The organism is Exobacillus caeni (assembly GCF_005747095.1).
In the GTDB taxonomy this organism is placed as follows: Bacteria; Bacillota; Bacilli; order Bacillales; family Guptibacillaceae; genus Exobacillus; species Exobacillus caeni.
In genome coordinates, this window is record NZ_SWLG01000001.1 from 121,580 (window position 1) to 136,587 (window position 15,008).

Below are 15,008 nucleotides of genomic sequence, written 5' to 3' on the forward strand. Positions count from 1 at the left end.
GAGGTGTTTAGATTATGGACAAGCTTCGTATGGGGATCATTGGTGCAGGCGGAATCGCCCAATCGCGCCATATTCCCGCATACCAACAGTTAAAAGACAGGGTTGAAATAACGGCTGTCAGTGATACGAACCAGGAAAAAGCCCAACAGGTAGCTGAATTAAACAACATAAAGCATGTCGTAGAAGATTACAAAGATATGTTTGAGCTTGTAGATGCGGTAACGATTTGCACACCGAACAAGTTCCATGCTGAGATCACCGTTGATGCCCTTAATGCAGGCGTGCATGTTCTGTGTGAAAAACCGATGGCCATGACGGTAGCTGAGTGTGAAGCGATGCTGGACGCATCGAAAAAATCAGGAAAGCTCTTATCTATCGCTTACCATTATCGGTTTATGAAAGAATCGCAGGCTGCAAAAAAAGTCATTTTGCAAGATGAGATAGGGATGCCTATTGTAGCAAGAGTTCAGGCGTTAAGGCGGAGAAAAGTACCCGGCTGGGGGGTCTTCACGAACAAAGAACTTCAAGGTGGAGGAAGCCTCATTGACTATGGCTGCCATTTTATCGACCTCGCCCTGTGGCTAATGGGAAACTTGAAGCCGATAGAAGTTACGGGTTCCGCTTACAACCATTTAAGTAAAAGCACCGAACAGGTTAATCAATGGGGGTCTTTTGAACCTTCTACCTTTGAAGTGGATGACCATGTTACTGCGTATATCAAGTTTGAAAACGGTGCTTCCATGCTTTTTGAAACATCATGGGCTGCTAATATAAAAGAGGACGTTGAATCCTTAAGTATTTCAGGGATGAACGGTGGATTGGATGTATTCCCTTTTCAGCTCAATCAAGCAAAACACGGCATGCTTCTTAATAGTAGTGCCGCATGGATACCTGGAGAGGAGAACCCGGGTTTGCCCCAGGCTGCCAATTTTGTGAACAGTTGTCTTGGGATAGAAGAACTGGTCGTGAAGCCGGAGCAAGCGATGGAAGTATCCAAAGTAATTGAAGCGATATACGAAAGCAGTAACACAGGTCAAAGCGTTCGGTTAGATTGAAATCACACGGAAGGAGCAGGCTAATGAAATTAGGAGTTTTCACAGTATTATTCTCAGAAAAGTCTTTTGAAGAAATGCTTGATTATGTAAAAGATTCCGGCCTTACAGCTGTAGAGATCGGAACAGGTAACTATCCTGGCAACGCTCATTGTGACCTTGATGCATTGTTGGAAAGTGAGGAAAAAAGGGAAGAATACATGGCTAAGGTTCAATCAAGGGGACTAATGATCAGTGCTTTCAGCTGTCACGGGAATCCGATTTCTCCGGATAGGGAGTTTGCTGCAACATCACACGATACTTTCGTTAAAACAGTAAAACTTGCTTCCCTAATGAATGTTCCTGTCGTTAATTGCTTCTCTGGAACTGCCGGAGACCATGAAGGAGCGAAGTACCCAAACTGGCCGGTAAGCCCGTGGCCAAATGAGTATGCTGAAGTGCTTAAGTGGCAATGGGAAGAAAAATTAATACCTTATTGGAAAGAATGGGGACAATTTGCAAAAGAACATAATGTGAAAATTGGTTTGGAGCTTCATGGAGGCTTTCTCGTTCACACGCCTTATACTATGCTAAAACTAAGGGAAGAAACCTGTGACGCAATTGGCGCTAACCTGGACCCAAGCCATCTATGGTGGCAGGGAATCGATCCGGTAGCAGCAATCAAAATTCTTGGAAAAGAAGATGCGATCCATCATTTTCACGCAAAGGATACCTATATTGACCAGGATAACGTTAACATGTATGGACTGACTGATATGCAGCCATACGGTAACCTTCAAACACGGGCATGGACATTCCGCTCAGTCGGATGTGGCCATGGAGCACAAGAATGGTCGGACATGATGAGTGCTTTAAGAACTTATGGGTATGACTATGTTGTCAGTATTGAGCATGAAGATCCTCTCATGTCTATAGAAGAAGGGTTCCAGCGTGCAGTGACAACGCTTCAAAGTGTATTGATCAACGAGCAGCCGGCCGAAATGTGGTGGGTATAGCTTAAAATAAATCAAATATCATAACCGTTCTCTGACGAATAAGAGAGCGGTTTTCGTTTGGAAATAAAAGGGTTTTTAGTCATATATTAAACATTCAAATGGCGATGTTATGGATGATACAATTGGATTACAGTAGACAAAAGGGGAGATAATTTCAATGTATCAACTAAGCATCCAGAATGATGCCGGTGAACAGGTTAAAAGCGAGTCATTTGAAATTCAGTATGACGCTAAAGTAGGCTTTAAAAGATCTGTGATGGCTTTTTCTAGAAAATCAGGAAGATTTGAAATCGTGCTCGAGTCACCTGAAGGGAAAAAACTGTATTCTCAAAAAGCAGGCCTCGACTGGTAAAATACATACTGCGCAAGTCCTTTAGCATTTTTGTTAAGGGGCTTTTTTTCTTTTCTCTTAAAAGAAGTGGATGTTTGAGCATCAACGGCTAACGGGAAATGCATAAGTAAACGAAAAAAAAGGAGTGAGCACATGCTTAATTATATTCTGGCAGTCTTGTTGCCGCCGCTTGCTGTTGCCATGACTGGAAAAACAGGGCAAACGCTCATTAACATCGTATTAACCATTATAGGATGGTTCCCTGGTGCCATTCACGCGGCTTACATGGTTCATAAGAGCAGAAAAGAAGCTACCGTATAATTTATCAATTCATAGAGAAAAGCTGTCGGTTTCAATTGCCGACAGCTTTTTTGGTAAAAGAATGTTGTTCCGTTATAAGCCAGTGGTGCCGTTAAATTAAGAAATATTTTCAAGTGTTTCAAGTTCTAATTAAAACTTGAAACACCCTATTTTAAAAAACATTTTTCAGAACGTTCTTCCAATCTGGCTTAGGTGTGTTTTTAAAACCTTGATACAAAGCGAAAATTAATCCTGCACTCATGATCAGAACAAACAGGATCATATCCATTGGAATACATCCTTTCTTTCAACATTGTTTAACCGAAAAGGCTTGTGCTGTGCATCGGCTGGACTCTGGCTTTTGGATCAAGAAATGCTTTTGCATTATTGACTGCAGTAGGTGCTTCGCCAAATCCAACGGCAATGAGTTTTGTTTTTCCTTCATAAGTGGCAACGTCTCCAACAGCATAGATTCCTGGGATATTCGTTTCCATCTTAGAATTGACAACGATGGAGTTTTTCTGGATGTTTAATCCCCATTCTTTAATTGGGCCAAGTGAAGAGACAAAGCCATAATTAACGATCAAAGCATCGATATCGAGTGTTTCCTTGTTGTCTTCTTCTTTAACTTTCTCAAGAACTATTTGACGGATTTTCTCGCCGTCTCCAATTAATTCAGTAGGATTAAACGGAGTTTTGATCTCAACCTTTGAATTCATTAATTGCTCCACACTGTGTTCATGGGCGCGGAACTTATCTCTTCTATGAACAAGTGTTACTTTATTGGCGATCGGTTCCAACATGTTTGCCCAGTCTACTGCTGAGTCCCCACCACCGCAGATAAGTACATTTTGCCCTGAAAACTTGTTAAGGTCATCGATAAAGTAGTGCAAATTCTTTCCTTCGTATTCCTCTGCCTTTTCAACATTAAGGCGACGGGGTTGAAATGCACCGACACCAGCAGTGATGATTACTGTTTTAGAATAATGCTTTTCACCAGTATCAGATGTTAAAACAAATGTTTTATCTTCCTGTTTTTCAACCTTATCTACCGATTGCTCAAGAACAACGGTTGGATGGAATTGAAACGCCTGTTCTTTTAGATTATCAACTAACTCCTGTGCACGGACTTTGGGAAACCCGGCCACGTCATATATGTACTTTTCAGGATATAATGCGGAAAGCTGCCCGCCAAGCTGTGGCATACTCTCAATTATTTTAACTTTCATTTGTCGCATACCGCCATAAAAAGCAGTGAACAAACCAGCAGGGCCACCGCCTATAATGGTAATATCATAAAGTTCATTTTGTTCAGCCATATTAAAATCCTCCCAGTAGAATTTATTACCCCATCAACTAATTATAATATTATAAAAATTAGAATAAAAGGCTAATCGACCAACTGTCCTTGAAATATTTATTATAAGGGTTGAAAAAGTAAAAGAAAAAGAATAAGATTGGAATTGGGCATTATTTTGAAGATTTTATGACATATTTTTCTGCAATGTTTGACATTATTTTTATTTTTTTACTCTACTACGTGAAATACTTAACAATGTTTTTATTTGGCATATTGAGGAATAATACTCGTAGCCATAAAACATTCAAAAAGTAATGTTCCCTTTTTCGGAACCATTAACACGGTTAAGTCAAAAAAACAGTAAAAGGTGGATGTGATATAAGTGAGTAGGCCAAAAATTGCTATTCTAGGAGCCGGTTATGGCGGAATTATGACAGCGGTCCGTTTACAAAAAGAAATGGGCGCAAATGAAGCAGAAGTAACACTCGTAAACAAACATAATTACCACTACCAGACAACATGGTTACATGAACCAGCAGCAGGAACAATGCATCATGACAAAACAAGAATCATGATCGATGAGGTAATCGACAACAACAAAATCAACTTTGTGCAGGATACAGTTGTAGAAATTAAGCCTGAGGAAAAGCGTGTAATCCTTGAAAACGGCGAATTGACATATGACTATCTTGTTATCGGGCTTGGTTTTGAGCCAGCTACATTCGGAATCAAAGGACTTAAGGAGAATGCGTTCAGCATCCGCAGTGTAAACTCTGTCCGTAAAATCAAAGAGCATATCGAATACCAATTTGCAAGCTACAACAACGAGCCGGAAGAGCGTAACGACCTGATCACGATCATCGTTGGCGGTGCCGGATTTACCGGAATCGAATTCGTTGGCGAACTAGCTGAACGTGTTCCTGAGCTATGCGAAGAGTTCGATATCGATCGCAGTAAAGTTCGCATCATCAATATCGAAGCTTCTCCAACATTGCTTCCAGGGTTCGATGAAGAGCTTGTTGAGTACGCTCAAAACCTTTTAGAAAGAAAAGGCGTCGAATTCAAAACAAGCACCATGATCAAAGAAGTAACAGAAGATGGCGTTATCATTGGTGAAGGAGAAGAAATCAAAGCTGCAACTGTTGTCTGGACAGGTGGAGTTCAGGGTAACTCTATCGTCGCGAATTCTGGTTTTGAAACGAACAGAGGCCGTGTTCCTGTACGTGACGACCAGCGTACTCCTGACTATGACAATGTTTTTGTTGTAGGAGATTGTGCTCTTCTTATCAATAAAGAGATCGATCGTCCGTACCCACCGACAGCGCAAATCGCGATTCAGGCAGCACATGTTGTTTCAAAGAACGTTTTAGCTATGATCCGCGGCAAAGAGCTCGAAAGCTTTACACCTGATATTAAAGGTACTGTCGCTTCCCTTGGAAGAGGAGAAGCAATCGGTAAAGTATATAATAAGAAATTATATGGAGCTACAGCTTCTGCTATGAAGAAGATTATCGATAACCGTTACCTGTTAATGCTTGGTGGACCAGGGCTTGTTTGGAAAAAAGGTAAGTTAAAATTATTTTAAGAATATTTTTCAAGGCAAAGGCTTTTTAGTCTTTGCCTTTTTTAGTTTTTCGCTCAACTTTCTTTAAGAAAGGCTCTTAGCGGATATTCTCTTTCGTTCGGCGTTGTTTCTTATCTCCATGCGGTTCAGTCCAATCCATACGTCTCTTGGCGTTCACCTCCACCTTTCAAAACTGCGGGATCTTCAGCTGTTGCTTTTCCCGCTGGAGTCGACTGCCCTCTGCTCCAATCAACTGAAGTGTTTCCTAGTTAATCCTTGAATGAAAACTACAAAGCAAATCTTAGCGAAGGAAATACACGTAGACTCCTGCGGGACAGCGAAGACGTTGAGACCCCGCAAGGAGCGTTTTGTGCGAGTGAGGAGGCTCAGCGCGAGCCCGCGGAAAGCGTAGTGTATTTCCGCAGCGGTCATCCATCCGTTATGTCGCAGTATATCTCTAATGTGCAAAAAACACACACCGTTTTAGACTAAAGAAAAAGAAATCCCTCCAAATAACAATTATTTAAAAAATATGTCGTTTTAAAGCAGGAAAACAGACGAATTATCAGAATAATAATTAAATAAACATCGTTTGGAGGGATACCTATTGGAAGATATGTTATCAAGTATCAGTAGTTTTGTATGGGGTTGGCCATTGCTGATCCTTTTAGTAGGAACAGGGGTTTACTTAACAATTCGCCTTGGTTTTTTGCAGCTAAGATTGCTGCCGTATTCCTTAAAGCTTGCGTTTACTAAAAACCAGGATAAGAAGTCAGAAGGGGATATATCCCACTTCCAGGCACTTATGACAGCGCTGGCTGCAACGATTGGAACAGGTAATATCGCCGGTGTTGCAACAGCAGTTGTTGCCGGTGGGCCGGGTGCGGTATTCTGGATGTGGCTGACAGCACTGTTTGGAATGGCTACTAAATACGCAGAAGCGATCCTGGCAGTAAAATACCGTGAAAAAAATGATTACGGTGAAATGTCAGGCGGACCGATGTACTACCTTGAAAAAGGTCTAAAGCAAAAATGGCTGGGTGTGCTGTTTGCCTTCTTTGGAGCGTTTGCTGCTTTTGGGATCGGAAACATGGTTCAGTCTAATTCCGTTGCACAGGCGGTTGACCAGACGTTCAATATTTCTCCATGGATCACAGGACTGGTTTTAACTATTTTTACTGGATTGGTTATTCTTGGGGGAATCAAGAGTATCGGAAGAGTAACGGCTTTCTTTGTTCCGGTCATGGCTGTCTTTTATGTTCTTGGCGGACTTATTATGATTATTATGAACTTCGAGCTTGTACCTGATGCTGTTGGATTAATTTTAAGCGATGCGTTCACAGGTGAAGCAGTTGCCGGTGGTGCTCTGGGTGCCGTTATCAGGTACGGGGTAGCAAGAGGTGTGTTCTCCAATGAAGCTGGTCTGGGTTCAGCCCCGATTGCTGCAGCAGCTGCAAAGACAGACTATCCTGCGCGTCAGGCTCTTGTATCGATGACCCAGGTATTTATCGATACAATAATCGTTTGTTCTATCACTGGTATTTCTATTGTTATGGGTGGATTATACAAAGGAAACGATATTAACAGCGCTGCGCTGACTTCAGAAACATTTGAGAAGTTTTTAGGCGGAACAGGCTCTTTGATTGTAACAATTGGACTGATATTATTTGCTTATTCTACAGTTCTTGGTTGGTCCTACTATGGGGAGAAATGTTTCTCTTATCTTTTCGGGGAAAAAACGATTTTCATTTACAGGGCAATTTTCGTCCTTGCAGTTTTCGTTGGAACAACATTGAAAATTACCGTTGTATGGCAGCTTGCTGACATCTTCAACGGTTTGATGGCAGTTCCTAACTTGATCGGATTGCTTGGCCTTGCCGGGGTCGTAGTTGCCGAGACAAAACGGTTCATGGAAACGAAACGGAACGAAGAAGAACAGGCCAGAAACCAATCTATATCTTGATAAATTTGATATAATAAGAAATCGAATATGGAAAGGAAAGCCGCCTCTTATAGGCGGCTTTTGATTCGTAAGCAGCAGGAGGGGAGTTAGTTGAAACGGAAAATAGAAAAAAGAGGGAAAGTATGGCTCGCTGCAGCAGGTATGGTTCATAAGGAAAATAAATGGCTGGTTGTAAAAAAGAAATACGGAGGATTAAAAGACCTGTGGTCATTTCCAGCAGGGTTCGTTGATCCAGGTGAAACCGTTGATGAAGCAGCACTCCGTGAAGTGAAAGAAGAGACGGGCGTCCAAGCAGCCATAACCGGTATTGCAGGATTGCGCACAGGGGTCATTAACGACCTTGTAAGCGACAATATGATCGTTTTTTATATGGAGCATACATCAGGGGTCTTAAAGCCTGCTGAAGCAGAAATAATCGAAGTTGCTTATATGACGAAGGAAGAACTGGTAAACGATCCCAAAACTTCATCGATGATTCATTTTTTCTTTTCGCCTAAGGTTGAAAAAGGGCTAACGATTACGGAAACTGATCCTGGCCGCCACTTTGGCTATACTAGTTACAAGCTTTTTGATAATCGCTGAAAATGTCTGAATAATCATAAAAATTAAAGCAAACTTTCATTGTATTCGCTTACATCGGCCGATGTGACCTTTTTTAAGGCTTTCCTTTTTTCTGTCAACTTGGTATATTATCAGAAAATTAAGAAAAGGGAGTGGATACCATGAACAAACATCGCGGGGCTGTAAAGCCTAACGACTGCCCTTATTGTAACGGTAAAGGATATTTCCAACTATTACTAGGCGGGTCAGAAACTTGCGAAAGCTGTGAAGGAAGCGGCTCAAAATCGGAATAATGCTTTCCGGGTATACCTGAAAAAGGTATACCCTTTTTTAATTCGAGCGGAGAGTGGCGATCCAGTTATTTGAACAAAATGAGAACTTTTTAATATTTGCTCGTTCCCTTATTTTGAGCCGATTGACGAAAATAGGACAATCCAGTAAACTAACATTGATATGGGGGTGAGCAAATGGCCATACCACAATTGATTATCTCAATGATGCTATTTATTGTTCTCTTTTTTGGTATCGGATTTTTGTTGAATATGCTGTTGCGCGCAACATGGATCATGGCGATATTTTATCCAATTATTGTTGTAATGATTATAGATAAAGTGAAATTTTATAAGTATTTTACAGATGCGGGTTCTTCGTTCAGTTCGCTTGGACATGATATTTCGTCTCTAGCTATGGCTGATACGTTGATTCTCCTCTCCGGATTGCTCGGGGCAATATTGTCTGGTGTCGCGATCAGGATGCTTAGAGTTCGCGGTTATCAAATGTTTTAGTTACTGAAAAGGCTTTCTAGTGAAAGTCTTTTTTTTATTTAAGGTATCAATCGGAATTGCAGAACTATTTTTTGGAGTTTCAGCAAGTCATGGAGTTTTTTTCTCAAGTATCTATTTCTCTTCTCTAACTGGTCAAACTTTCCATTTGATTTTTGAATATTTGGTTTTCTTATTGGGAAGGAATAGACTTGAGAGGAGTGGAAAATTTGCAGATCATCAAATCATCTTTTCGCAGGCTGATGATGGCGGTGTTATTTTTTGCAGCGTTGTTTGCGACGTATGAAACGATTTCCGGAGTCTCAGCGTCAGACCTGTCAAAATGGATGTATAACGATCAACCACTATATAAACATTTACTGGATGCCAGAGATAATGTTTTTAAAAAAACAAGCCTCATGTTCAAGTCGCTTCCTAAGGTAGACAACAGGGAGGCAGTACTTTCATCGACAACCGAAAAACAGGGATTAACACTGCATGAATCAAGAGACTGGAGCCAGTTTCCGGTACATACCGTGGTGGCGACCGGTTACACTGCCGGAGTTGAATCGACCGGAAAAGACGAAGGCCATCCTGCCTATGGCATTACCTATTCAGGCGTTAAAGTAAAACGAGATTTATATTCAACAATTGCAGCAGACACATCGATCTTTCCTATTGGTACTATCCTTTATATACCTGATTATGGCTATGGTGTTGTCGCTGATACCGGCTCTGCCATCACTGGAAATAAGATTGACCTTTATTTTGAAACGGTTAAAGATGTTTATGCCAATTGGGGCAAGAAAAAAATCAATGTGTATGTTATAGAAAAAGGAAACGGAAGCCTTACTGAAAATCGATTGAAAGCACTAAATGAAGAAAAATCAATGCAAGTTTTTCGCCAGCAGCTTTTTGATGAAAAGAAATAAGGCAAGAGACTGATCACTTTAAAAAATGTGGTCAGTCTCTTGCCGTTAGTAATGCATCCTGATCTTGGCTATAAGCAGGATAATGCTGCGGGTGAATAATAGCTGCCAGCTTTTGCAGGCCTGTAAGCAGTCGGGGAGAAGGACGGCAATAAAGCGGTTCTTCTAAAACATGAATGGGACATTTCTTTTCTTCATAGAGTGTATCCCATCCTTCACGCTTTTTAACGAGTGCAGGTTTTACTTTGTCCTGCTTAACGCCAACCCATGCAAGGCAAATATGGTCCGGTTTCCGATTTACAACATCCTGCCAGTCTGTTTGCACGCTCGCCAGCTCTACATCATCATAGAGGTTAGTTGCTCCTGCTAATTCACTGATTTTTGTCAACCAGTTAATTTTACCGGGGGTGAAAACGGGTTTAGGCCACCACTCCCAATAAAGAGATGGTTTTTTTGTAATGTTCTTGGAGATTTCTTTGTAGCCATCGATTAATTTATTGTATTTTTGAACAATGCTAGTTGCCTCGGCCACTTTTCCAGTAAGCCTTCCGAGGGTCATAAGGTCCTCAGCAATTTCTTCAAGAGAATTTGGGTTAAACACGACATGGGGAATAGAGCGATCTTTTAATGCATCCACATTTTTTTCCATCCCAGGAACACTTAGAGAAGCAAGAACAAGGTCTGGCTTTAAAGCTTCTACTTTATCCATATCGATCGAAAGGTCTGGTCCCAATTTTGGCAACGATAATACTGCTTCAGGCCAGTCAGAGTAATCATCAACTCCAACCAGGTTTTCTGTCAGCCCCAGGTAAGCACATAGTTCGGTATTGCTCGGGCATATAGATACAATCCTCATTCAATCATCCTAACGTTTTTTAAAATAAGGTTTACAACTCGAGTAAATAGTAAAGGAGAAGCGTGGCGATGATTCCTAATAGTCCACCTACGAAAACTTCTATCGGCTTGTGGCCAAGGAGCTCTTTTAACTCATCCTGTTTTTGGCGTCCGTGTTTATGCTGCCACGATTTTGCTTCTTCCAAGAATCTATTGAAGTCCGTCATTAAGCGATTAAGGACTATAGCCTGTTCTCCAGTTTGCCTTCGTACGCCTGTTGAATCGAACATTACGATAATACTGAACATGGCGGCTACTGCAAAAACAGGAGAACCAAGACCTGCTTCTAGAGCTACACCCGTTGCGAGCGACGTAACCGCAGCTGAGTGTGAACTTGGCATACCTCCAGTGGAAGTCAGCAGTGACCAGTCTATTTTTTTTGTTGCAATAAAAGTAATCGGCACTTTTAAGAACTGGGCAAAAAAGACACCGAAAAGTGAAGCCCACAATGGAAAATTGGTTAGTAGGTCCATATAATGATAGAACTTCCTTTCTGCTCAAAAGTTGGTATTAGTCCTTACCCCGTGAAGACTGGATTCAATCACAGCGTGCTATGATAGAGAGGGAAGGGGGATTGTTGTGTATAATCAATGCTATCCATTGGAGTATTATGACTTTTTTATTAAGTTTAATGAAGGAGATTACTACTCCTGCCATGACTTGCTTGAGGAAATCTGGATGACTGACAAAAGCAATCTTTATGTAAAAGGGCTTCTTCATCTATGTGTGGCACTTTATCATTACAGCTATGGGAATGTGGCAGGTACGAGAACAATGTTAGTAACTGCTGAAAAGTACCTTTATCCGTACAAGCCGTTCTACTGGGGAGTAGATCTCGATGCTGTGATGAAATATATCCATAACTGTCAGTCTATTATACCACAGGACATAGATCGTATCCCCTTTTCTAAGCGCTCATCGCTTCCGCCCCTCCCCGAGTTAGTTTTATATCTAAAAGAATAATATTTAGGGACTCGTAACAGTTCTGATAATTCGGTATACTAATAATATAATGAAAAAGGGGTGTCCACATGTTTAACGTAAGTAAAAAAGTCGAACTTAGTGCTTCTTCTCAGGCACTTGTTATCGGTTTATTCGAGGGAAATAAGTTAGATGGCATTCAGAAAGAAGTCGATGATGCGTTGGAAGGCCAGCTAACACTATTGCTAGAAGAGGGAGATGTTTCTGGAAGTTTTAAAAAAGTCTCTAAGCTATACAGCATGGGGAAAACCGGAGTGAAACGTTTCTACTTTATCGGGCTCGGTAAACAAGAGAATTTTACATATCGCAAAGCGTTAAGCGCTTTTGGAAAAGCTGTTAAATCATTAAACGGTGATAAGCTGGATGAAGCTTCTTTCGCCCTTGATACATTTTCAAGCCATCATCTGCACGGGCAATCCCTTGCACAGTCGCTTGGGGAAGCTGTCATTATGGCAGGATATCGCTTTGAAGACTATAAGAAAAGAAAGGAAGCGTTACATAAAGGCCTTTCATCTGTTACGGTTTACACGGAAGAAGACGAAACTGACTGTAAAGCCGCTCTTAAAACAGGGGAGGCTTATGGCCATGGCACAAACAGGGCACGTACGCTTGTTAATATGCCAGGAAACAAACTAACCCCGACCAATCTAGCGCAACAAGCAGCAGATATTGCTAAAGAATACGATATGGACATAGAGATTCTCGAGAAAGAAGATATGGAACGGCTTGGAATGGGTGCGCTGCTTGCAGTAAACCAGGGGTCAGACCAACCGCCTAAAATGATCGTCATGAAGTATCAGGGGCGGGAAAAATGGGATAATGTATTAAGTTTTGTCGGTAAAGGGCTTACTTTCGACGCGGGTGGTATCTCCCTGAAACCTGCGAAAGGCATGGAAGCAATGAAGTCTGATATGGGAGGATCTGCTGCGGTGCTTGGAGCAATGGAAGCGATCGCCAGAACAAAGCCGAAGGTAAATGTTCTTGCAGTTATTCCATCCACTGAAAACTTGATCAACGGTTCTGCGATGAAGCCGGGAGATGTGATCACGTCTTTAAGCGGCAAAACAATCGAAGTGAACAATACAGATGCAGAAGGGAGACTGATTCTTGCTGACGGAATCACTTATGCTAAGCAGCTTGGGGCGGATTACCTCGTAGATCTCGCAACACTAACAGGAGCTGTACTCGTAGCACTCGGCCAAACGACAACAGGAGCTGTTTCGAATAACGATGAATTTTATGCGAAACTAGAAACAGCTTCTGAAAAATCCGGTGAATACGTGTGGCGTTTCCCGCATCATCAGGAGTACAAAGACATGGTGCGCACAAGCGATGTAGCAGATCTGAACAACGCGCCAGGGCGAAATGCAGGAAGCATTACAGCAGGCTTATTCCTCGGGGAGTTTGCAGGTGACACGCCATGGATACACCTTGATATTGCAGGAACTGCTTTCTTGCAAAAGGAAACCGAAGTAGGGCCTAAAGGCGGTACTGGAGTAATGGTCCGTACACTCGCTAATCTGGCATCTAACTTTAAGGCATAAAAGAAGAATAAATAGACTGACTCTCACAGGGCCCTCTCGCTTACTAAAGGTATGCGGAAAAAGTGTCCTTTGGGGTCAGTCTTTTTTATTTAAAGTAGAATCTGGCAATTTTACTTTTTTTATTGACACTCTTCATTTTATCGTGTTAACTTATTATTTGTTTAATAAACTAAAGGATATAGAGAAGGGTTGTTTCAAATGAATGCAGTGGTACTAGCTGTTCTTATAATGCTAGTTTTAAGTCTATTTCGAATACATGTTGTCGTTGCCCTCATTTTAGGTGCACTTGCAGGTGGGCTTGCCGGGGGCCTTGGGTTATCAAATACAATCGAAGTGTTCACTGGGGGTCTTGGAGGAAGTGCAGAAGTAGCGCTTAGCTATGCCTTGCTGGGAAGTTTTGCAGTAGGCATTTCCAGAACAGGGCTTCCGGAATTGCTAGTTAACTATGCTCTTAAACTAGTAAAAAAAGAAGAAGATGGAAACCGGAAAGCACTAACTAAAGTGTTGATCTTATTCCTTATTTTAATCATTTCATGTTTTTCACAAAACGTTATTCCGGTCCATATCGCTTTTATCCCGATTTTAATTCCGCCGTTATTACACGTTTTAAATGAGTTGAAGGTGGACCGCCGTGCAGTGGCTTCCGTTATTACATTTGGATTAACGGCTCCTTATATCTTGCTGCCGGCTGGTTTTGGGCAAATCTTCCATGATATCTTACAAACGAACATGGCGGAGAGCGGATTAACTGTTGATGCGTCAATTATTCCCTCCGCAATGCTTTTGCCGACTGCAGGACTTGTGGTAGGTCTGTTGATCGCAGTATTTTTCAGTTACCGAAAAGGAAGAAACTATCGAGAAATCAAGCTTTCTGAAAAAAAAGAAGTGGAAGGTCCGGGGTATACAGGGCCATCTATTTTCTTCGCAGTTCTTTCTATCCTGGCAACGCTGACGGTGCAACTTCAGACTGAATCAATGATTTTTGGGGCGTTAGCTGGAATCATCGTTCTCTATTTAAGCAGATCGATGAAAATCCAGGAATCTGAAGTTCTATTGACAGAAGGAATGAAAATGATGGCTTTCATTGGGTTTGTAATGCTTGCTGCAAGCGGGTTTGCTGAAGTGATGCGAGAGACTGGAGATGTGGAAGCACTTGTAGAACAAGCATCTGGCATGATCGGGGGAAGCAAAGCGCTGGCTGCAGCACTGATGCTTGTCGTAGGACTGTTGATCACGATGGGAATCGGTTCATCATTTTCCACGATTCCAATAATCGCGACGATTTTTGTTCCACTTGCCATTGAAGTAGGCTTTAGTCCACTCGCTACGGTTGCACTTGTAGGAACGGCCGCTGCGCTGGGGGATGCTGGTTCACCAGCATCAGACAGTACACTTGGACCTACAGCGGGATTGAACGTCGACGGACAACATAATCATATCTGGGATACTGTTGTACCAACCTTTATTCATTATAACCTGCCGCTTATGGCGTTTGGTTGGATAGCAGCAATGTTTTTATAACCGGCAGAAGACAGGGGTGAGGCCCTGTCTTTTTTCCGTTTAATTTACTATTATTGGATTAGAGAATGATAAAAAGGATGAGAATCTATGACGAAAACGAAAAAACATTGGTATGGTATTTTCGGATCTCTGGCACTGTTTGCTTTTGGTCTTTATCGGGTGTTCGTAATGGGAAGAGAGCTGGAGACAGTTCCGTATGTGATTGCATTTATTTTTGCGATTACAGGATTCATAGGCGCACTAGTTAACGGCTTGCTGTTATTTAAGCATATCAGCAGGGAACACACACAATAAACTGTTTCATTTACTTAC

17 protein-coding genes are annotated in these 15,008 nt (G+C 41.8%); 14 read left to right on the forward strand and 3 right to left on the reverse strand.

Annotated elements, in window-relative coordinates; translation table 11 throughout:
* Positions 1 to 14 precede the first annotated feature (14 nt).
* The 4 genes from FCL54_RS00620 to FCL54_RS00635 all read left to right on the forward strand — a co-directional run bounded on the left by FCL54_RS00620 (position 15) and on the right by FCL54_RS00635 (position 2,699).
* Positions 15 to 1,055, forward strand: a complete 1,041-nt coding sequence (locus tag FCL54_RS00620; RefSeq protein ID WP_138122106.1) for a Gfo/Idh/MocA family protein — start codon at positions 15 to 17, stop codon at positions 1,053 to 1,055.
* Between the two features lie 23 nt (positions 1,056 to 1,078).
* Positions 1,079 to 2,047: a sugar phosphate isomerase/epimerase family protein gene (locus tag FCL54_RS00625; RefSeq protein WP_138122108.1), complete on the forward strand. Its 969-nt coding sequence runs from the start codon at positions 1,079 to 1,081 to the stop codon at positions 2,045 to 2,047.
* 157 nt (positions 2,048 to 2,204) lie between these two features.
* Complete coding sequence (locus FCL54_RS00630) at positions 2,205 to 2,399, forward strand: hypothetical protein (RefSeq protein WP_138122110.1); 195 nt, start codon at positions 2,205 to 2,207, stop codon at positions 2,397 to 2,399.
* A gap of 132 nt (positions 2,400 to 2,531) precedes the next feature.
* A complete protein-coding gene (locus tag FCL54_RS00635; protein ID WP_138122112.1) occupies positions 2,532 to 2,699 on the forward strand; it encodes a YqaE/Pmp3 family membrane protein in 168 nt (55 codons plus the stop codon).
* Positions 2,700 to 2,995: 296 nt separating this feature from the next.
* On the opposite strand, the gene FCL54_RS00640 is transcribed toward FCL54_RS00635, so the two are convergent.
* Entirely contained in the window at positions 2,996 to 3,997 is a 1,002-nt protein-coding gene (locus FCL54_RS00640) for an NAD(P)/FAD-dependent oxidoreductase (RefSeq protein ID WP_138122114.1), read from the reverse strand.
* Positions 3,998 to 4,360: 363 nt separating this feature from the next.
* Here FCL54_RS00640 and FCL54_RS00645 point away from each other — a divergent pair, with 363 nt between their 5' ends.
* From FCL54_RS00645 to FCL54_RS00665, 6 genes are all read left to right on the forward strand, one after another.
* A complete protein-coding gene (locus FCL54_RS00645; protein ID WP_138122116.1) occupies positions 4,361 to 5,563 on the forward strand; it encodes an NAD(P)/FAD-dependent oxidoreductase in 1,203 nt (400 codons plus the stop codon).
* Between the two features lie 595 nt (positions 5,564 to 6,158).
* Positions 6,159 to 7,505: an alanine/glycine:cation symporter family protein gene (locus tag FCL54_RS00650; protein WP_138123191.1), complete on the forward strand. Its 1,347-nt coding sequence runs from the start codon at positions 6,159 to 6,161 to the stop codon at positions 7,503 to 7,505.
* 102 nt (positions 7,506 to 7,607) lie between these two features.
* A complete protein-coding gene (locus FCL54_RS00655; protein ID WP_171016654.1) occupies positions 7,608 to 8,087 on the forward strand; it encodes an NUDIX domain-containing protein in 480 nt (159 codons plus the stop codon).
* Between the two features lie 140 nt (positions 8,088 to 8,227).
* A complete protein-coding gene (locus FCL54_RS23745; RefSeq protein WP_171016612.1) occupies positions 8,228 to 8,359 on the forward strand; it encodes a YuiA family protein in 132 nt (43 codons plus the stop codon).
* Positions 8,360 to 8,533: 174 nt separating this feature from the next.
* Complete coding sequence (locus FCL54_RS00660; RefSeq protein WP_138122118.1) at positions 8,534 to 8,851, forward strand: YuiB family protein; 318 nt, start codon at positions 8,534 to 8,536, stop codon at positions 8,849 to 8,851.
* 206 nt (positions 8,852 to 9,057) lie between these two features.
* Positions 9,058 to 9,759 carry a 3D domain-containing protein gene (locus tag FCL54_RS00665; RefSeq protein WP_138122120.1) on the forward strand — a complete coding sequence of 234 codons (702 nt, stop codon included), beginning with the start codon at positions 9,058 to 9,060 and terminating at the stop codon, positions 9,757 to 9,759.
* 31 nt (positions 9,760 to 9,790) lie between these two features.
* On the opposite strand, the gene FCL54_RS00670 is transcribed toward FCL54_RS00665, so the two are convergent.
* Together FCL54_RS00670 and FCL54_RS00675 are read right to left on the reverse strand one after the other, a co-directional pair.
* On the reverse strand, positions 9,791 to 10,612 hold the full coding sequence (locus FCL54_RS00670) for a cobalamin-binding protein (RefSeq protein ID WP_138122122.1): 822 nt from the start codon (positions 10,610 to 10,612) through the stop codon (positions 9,791 to 9,793).
* A 31-nt stretch (positions 10,613 to 10,643) separates the two neighbouring features.
* Positions 10,644 to 11,123, reverse strand: a complete 480-nt coding sequence (locus FCL54_RS00675) for a divergent PAP2 family protein (protein ID WP_138122124.1) — start codon at positions 11,121 to 11,123, stop codon at positions 10,644 to 10,646.
* A gap of 106 nt (positions 11,124 to 11,229) precedes the next feature.
* Here FCL54_RS00675 and FCL54_RS00680 point away from each other — a divergent pair, with 106 nt between their 5' ends.
* The 4 genes from FCL54_RS00680 (at position 11,230) to FCL54_RS00695 (ending at position 14,990) form a co-directional block, all read left to right on the forward strand.
* On the forward strand, positions 11,230 to 11,613 hold the full coding sequence (locus FCL54_RS00680) for a DUF309 domain-containing protein (protein ID WP_138122126.1): 384 nt from the start codon (positions 11,230 to 11,232) through the stop codon (positions 11,611 to 11,613).
* Between the two features lie 68 nt (positions 11,614 to 11,681).
* Positions 11,682 to 13,175 (forward strand): leucyl aminopeptidase, encoded by a 1,494-nt coding sequence (locus tag FCL54_RS00685; protein ID WP_138122128.1) that lies wholly within the window; start codon positions 11,682 to 11,684, stop codon positions 13,173 to 13,175.
* 198 nt (positions 13,176 to 13,373) lie between these two features.
* Entirely contained in the window at positions 13,374 to 14,696 is a 1,323-nt protein-coding gene (locus FCL54_RS00690) for a Na+/H+ antiporter family protein (RefSeq protein WP_138122130.1), read from the forward strand.
* Positions 14,697 to 14,783: 87 nt separating this feature from the next.
* Complete coding sequence (locus FCL54_RS00695) at positions 14,784 to 14,990, forward strand: hypothetical protein (RefSeq protein WP_138122132.1); 207 nt, start codon at positions 14,784 to 14,786, stop codon at positions 14,988 to 14,990.
* Positions 14,991 to 15,008 lie beyond the last annotated feature (18 nt).

Excerpts from the sequence above, each read along its gene's own strand:
- FCL54_RS00620 (WP_138122106.1), top strand. The coding sequence starts at position 15 with ATGGACAAGCTTCGTATGGGGATCATTGGTGCAGGCGGAATCGCCCAA.
- FCL54_RS00625 (WP_138122108.1), top strand. The coding sequence starts at position 1,079 with ATGAAATTAGGAGTTTTCACAGTATTATTCTCAGAAAAGTCTTTTGAA.
- FCL54_RS00630 (WP_138122110.1), top strand. The coding sequence starts at position 2,205 with ATGTATCAACTAAGCATCCAGAATGATGCCGGTGAACAGGTTAAAAGC.
- FCL54_RS00635 (WP_138122112.1), top strand. The coding sequence starts at position 2,532 with ATGCTTAATTATATTCTGGCAGTCTTGTTGCCGCCGCTTGCTGTTGCC.
- FCL54_RS00640 (WP_138122114.1), bottom strand. The coding sequence starts at position 3,997 with ATGGCTGAACAAAATGAACTTTATGATATTACCATTATAGGCGGTGGC.
- FCL54_RS00650 (WP_138123191.1), top strand. The coding sequence starts at position 6,159 with ATGTTATCAAGTATCAGTAGTTTTGTATGGGGTTGGCCATTGCTGATC.
- FCL54_RS23745 (WP_171016612.1), top strand. The coding sequence starts at position 8,228 with ATGAACAAACATCGCGGGGCTGTAAAGCCTAACGACTGCCCTTATTGT.
- FCL54_RS00660 (WP_138122118.1), top strand. The coding sequence starts at position 8,534 with ATGGCCATACCACAATTGATTATCTCAATGATGCTATTTATTGTTCTC.
- FCL54_RS00670 (WP_138122122.1), bottom strand. The coding sequence starts at position 10,612 with ATGAGGATTGTATCTATATGCCCGAGCAATACCGAACTATGTGCTTAC.
- FCL54_RS00675 (WP_138122124.1), bottom strand. The coding sequence starts at position 11,123 with ATGGACCTACTAACCAATTTTCCATTGTGGGCTTCACTTTTCGGTGTC.
- FCL54_RS00685 (WP_138122128.1), top strand. The coding sequence starts at position 11,682 with ATGTTTAACGTAAGTAAAAAAGTCGAACTTAGTGCTTCTTCTCAGGCA.
- FCL54_RS00690 (WP_138122130.1), top strand. The coding sequence starts at position 13,374 with ATGAATGCAGTGGTACTAGCTGTTCTTATAATGCTAGTTTTAAGTCTA.
- FCL54_RS00695 (WP_138122132.1), top strand. The coding sequence starts at position 14,784 with ATGACGAAAACGAAAAAACATTGGTATGGTATTTTCGGATCTCTGGCA.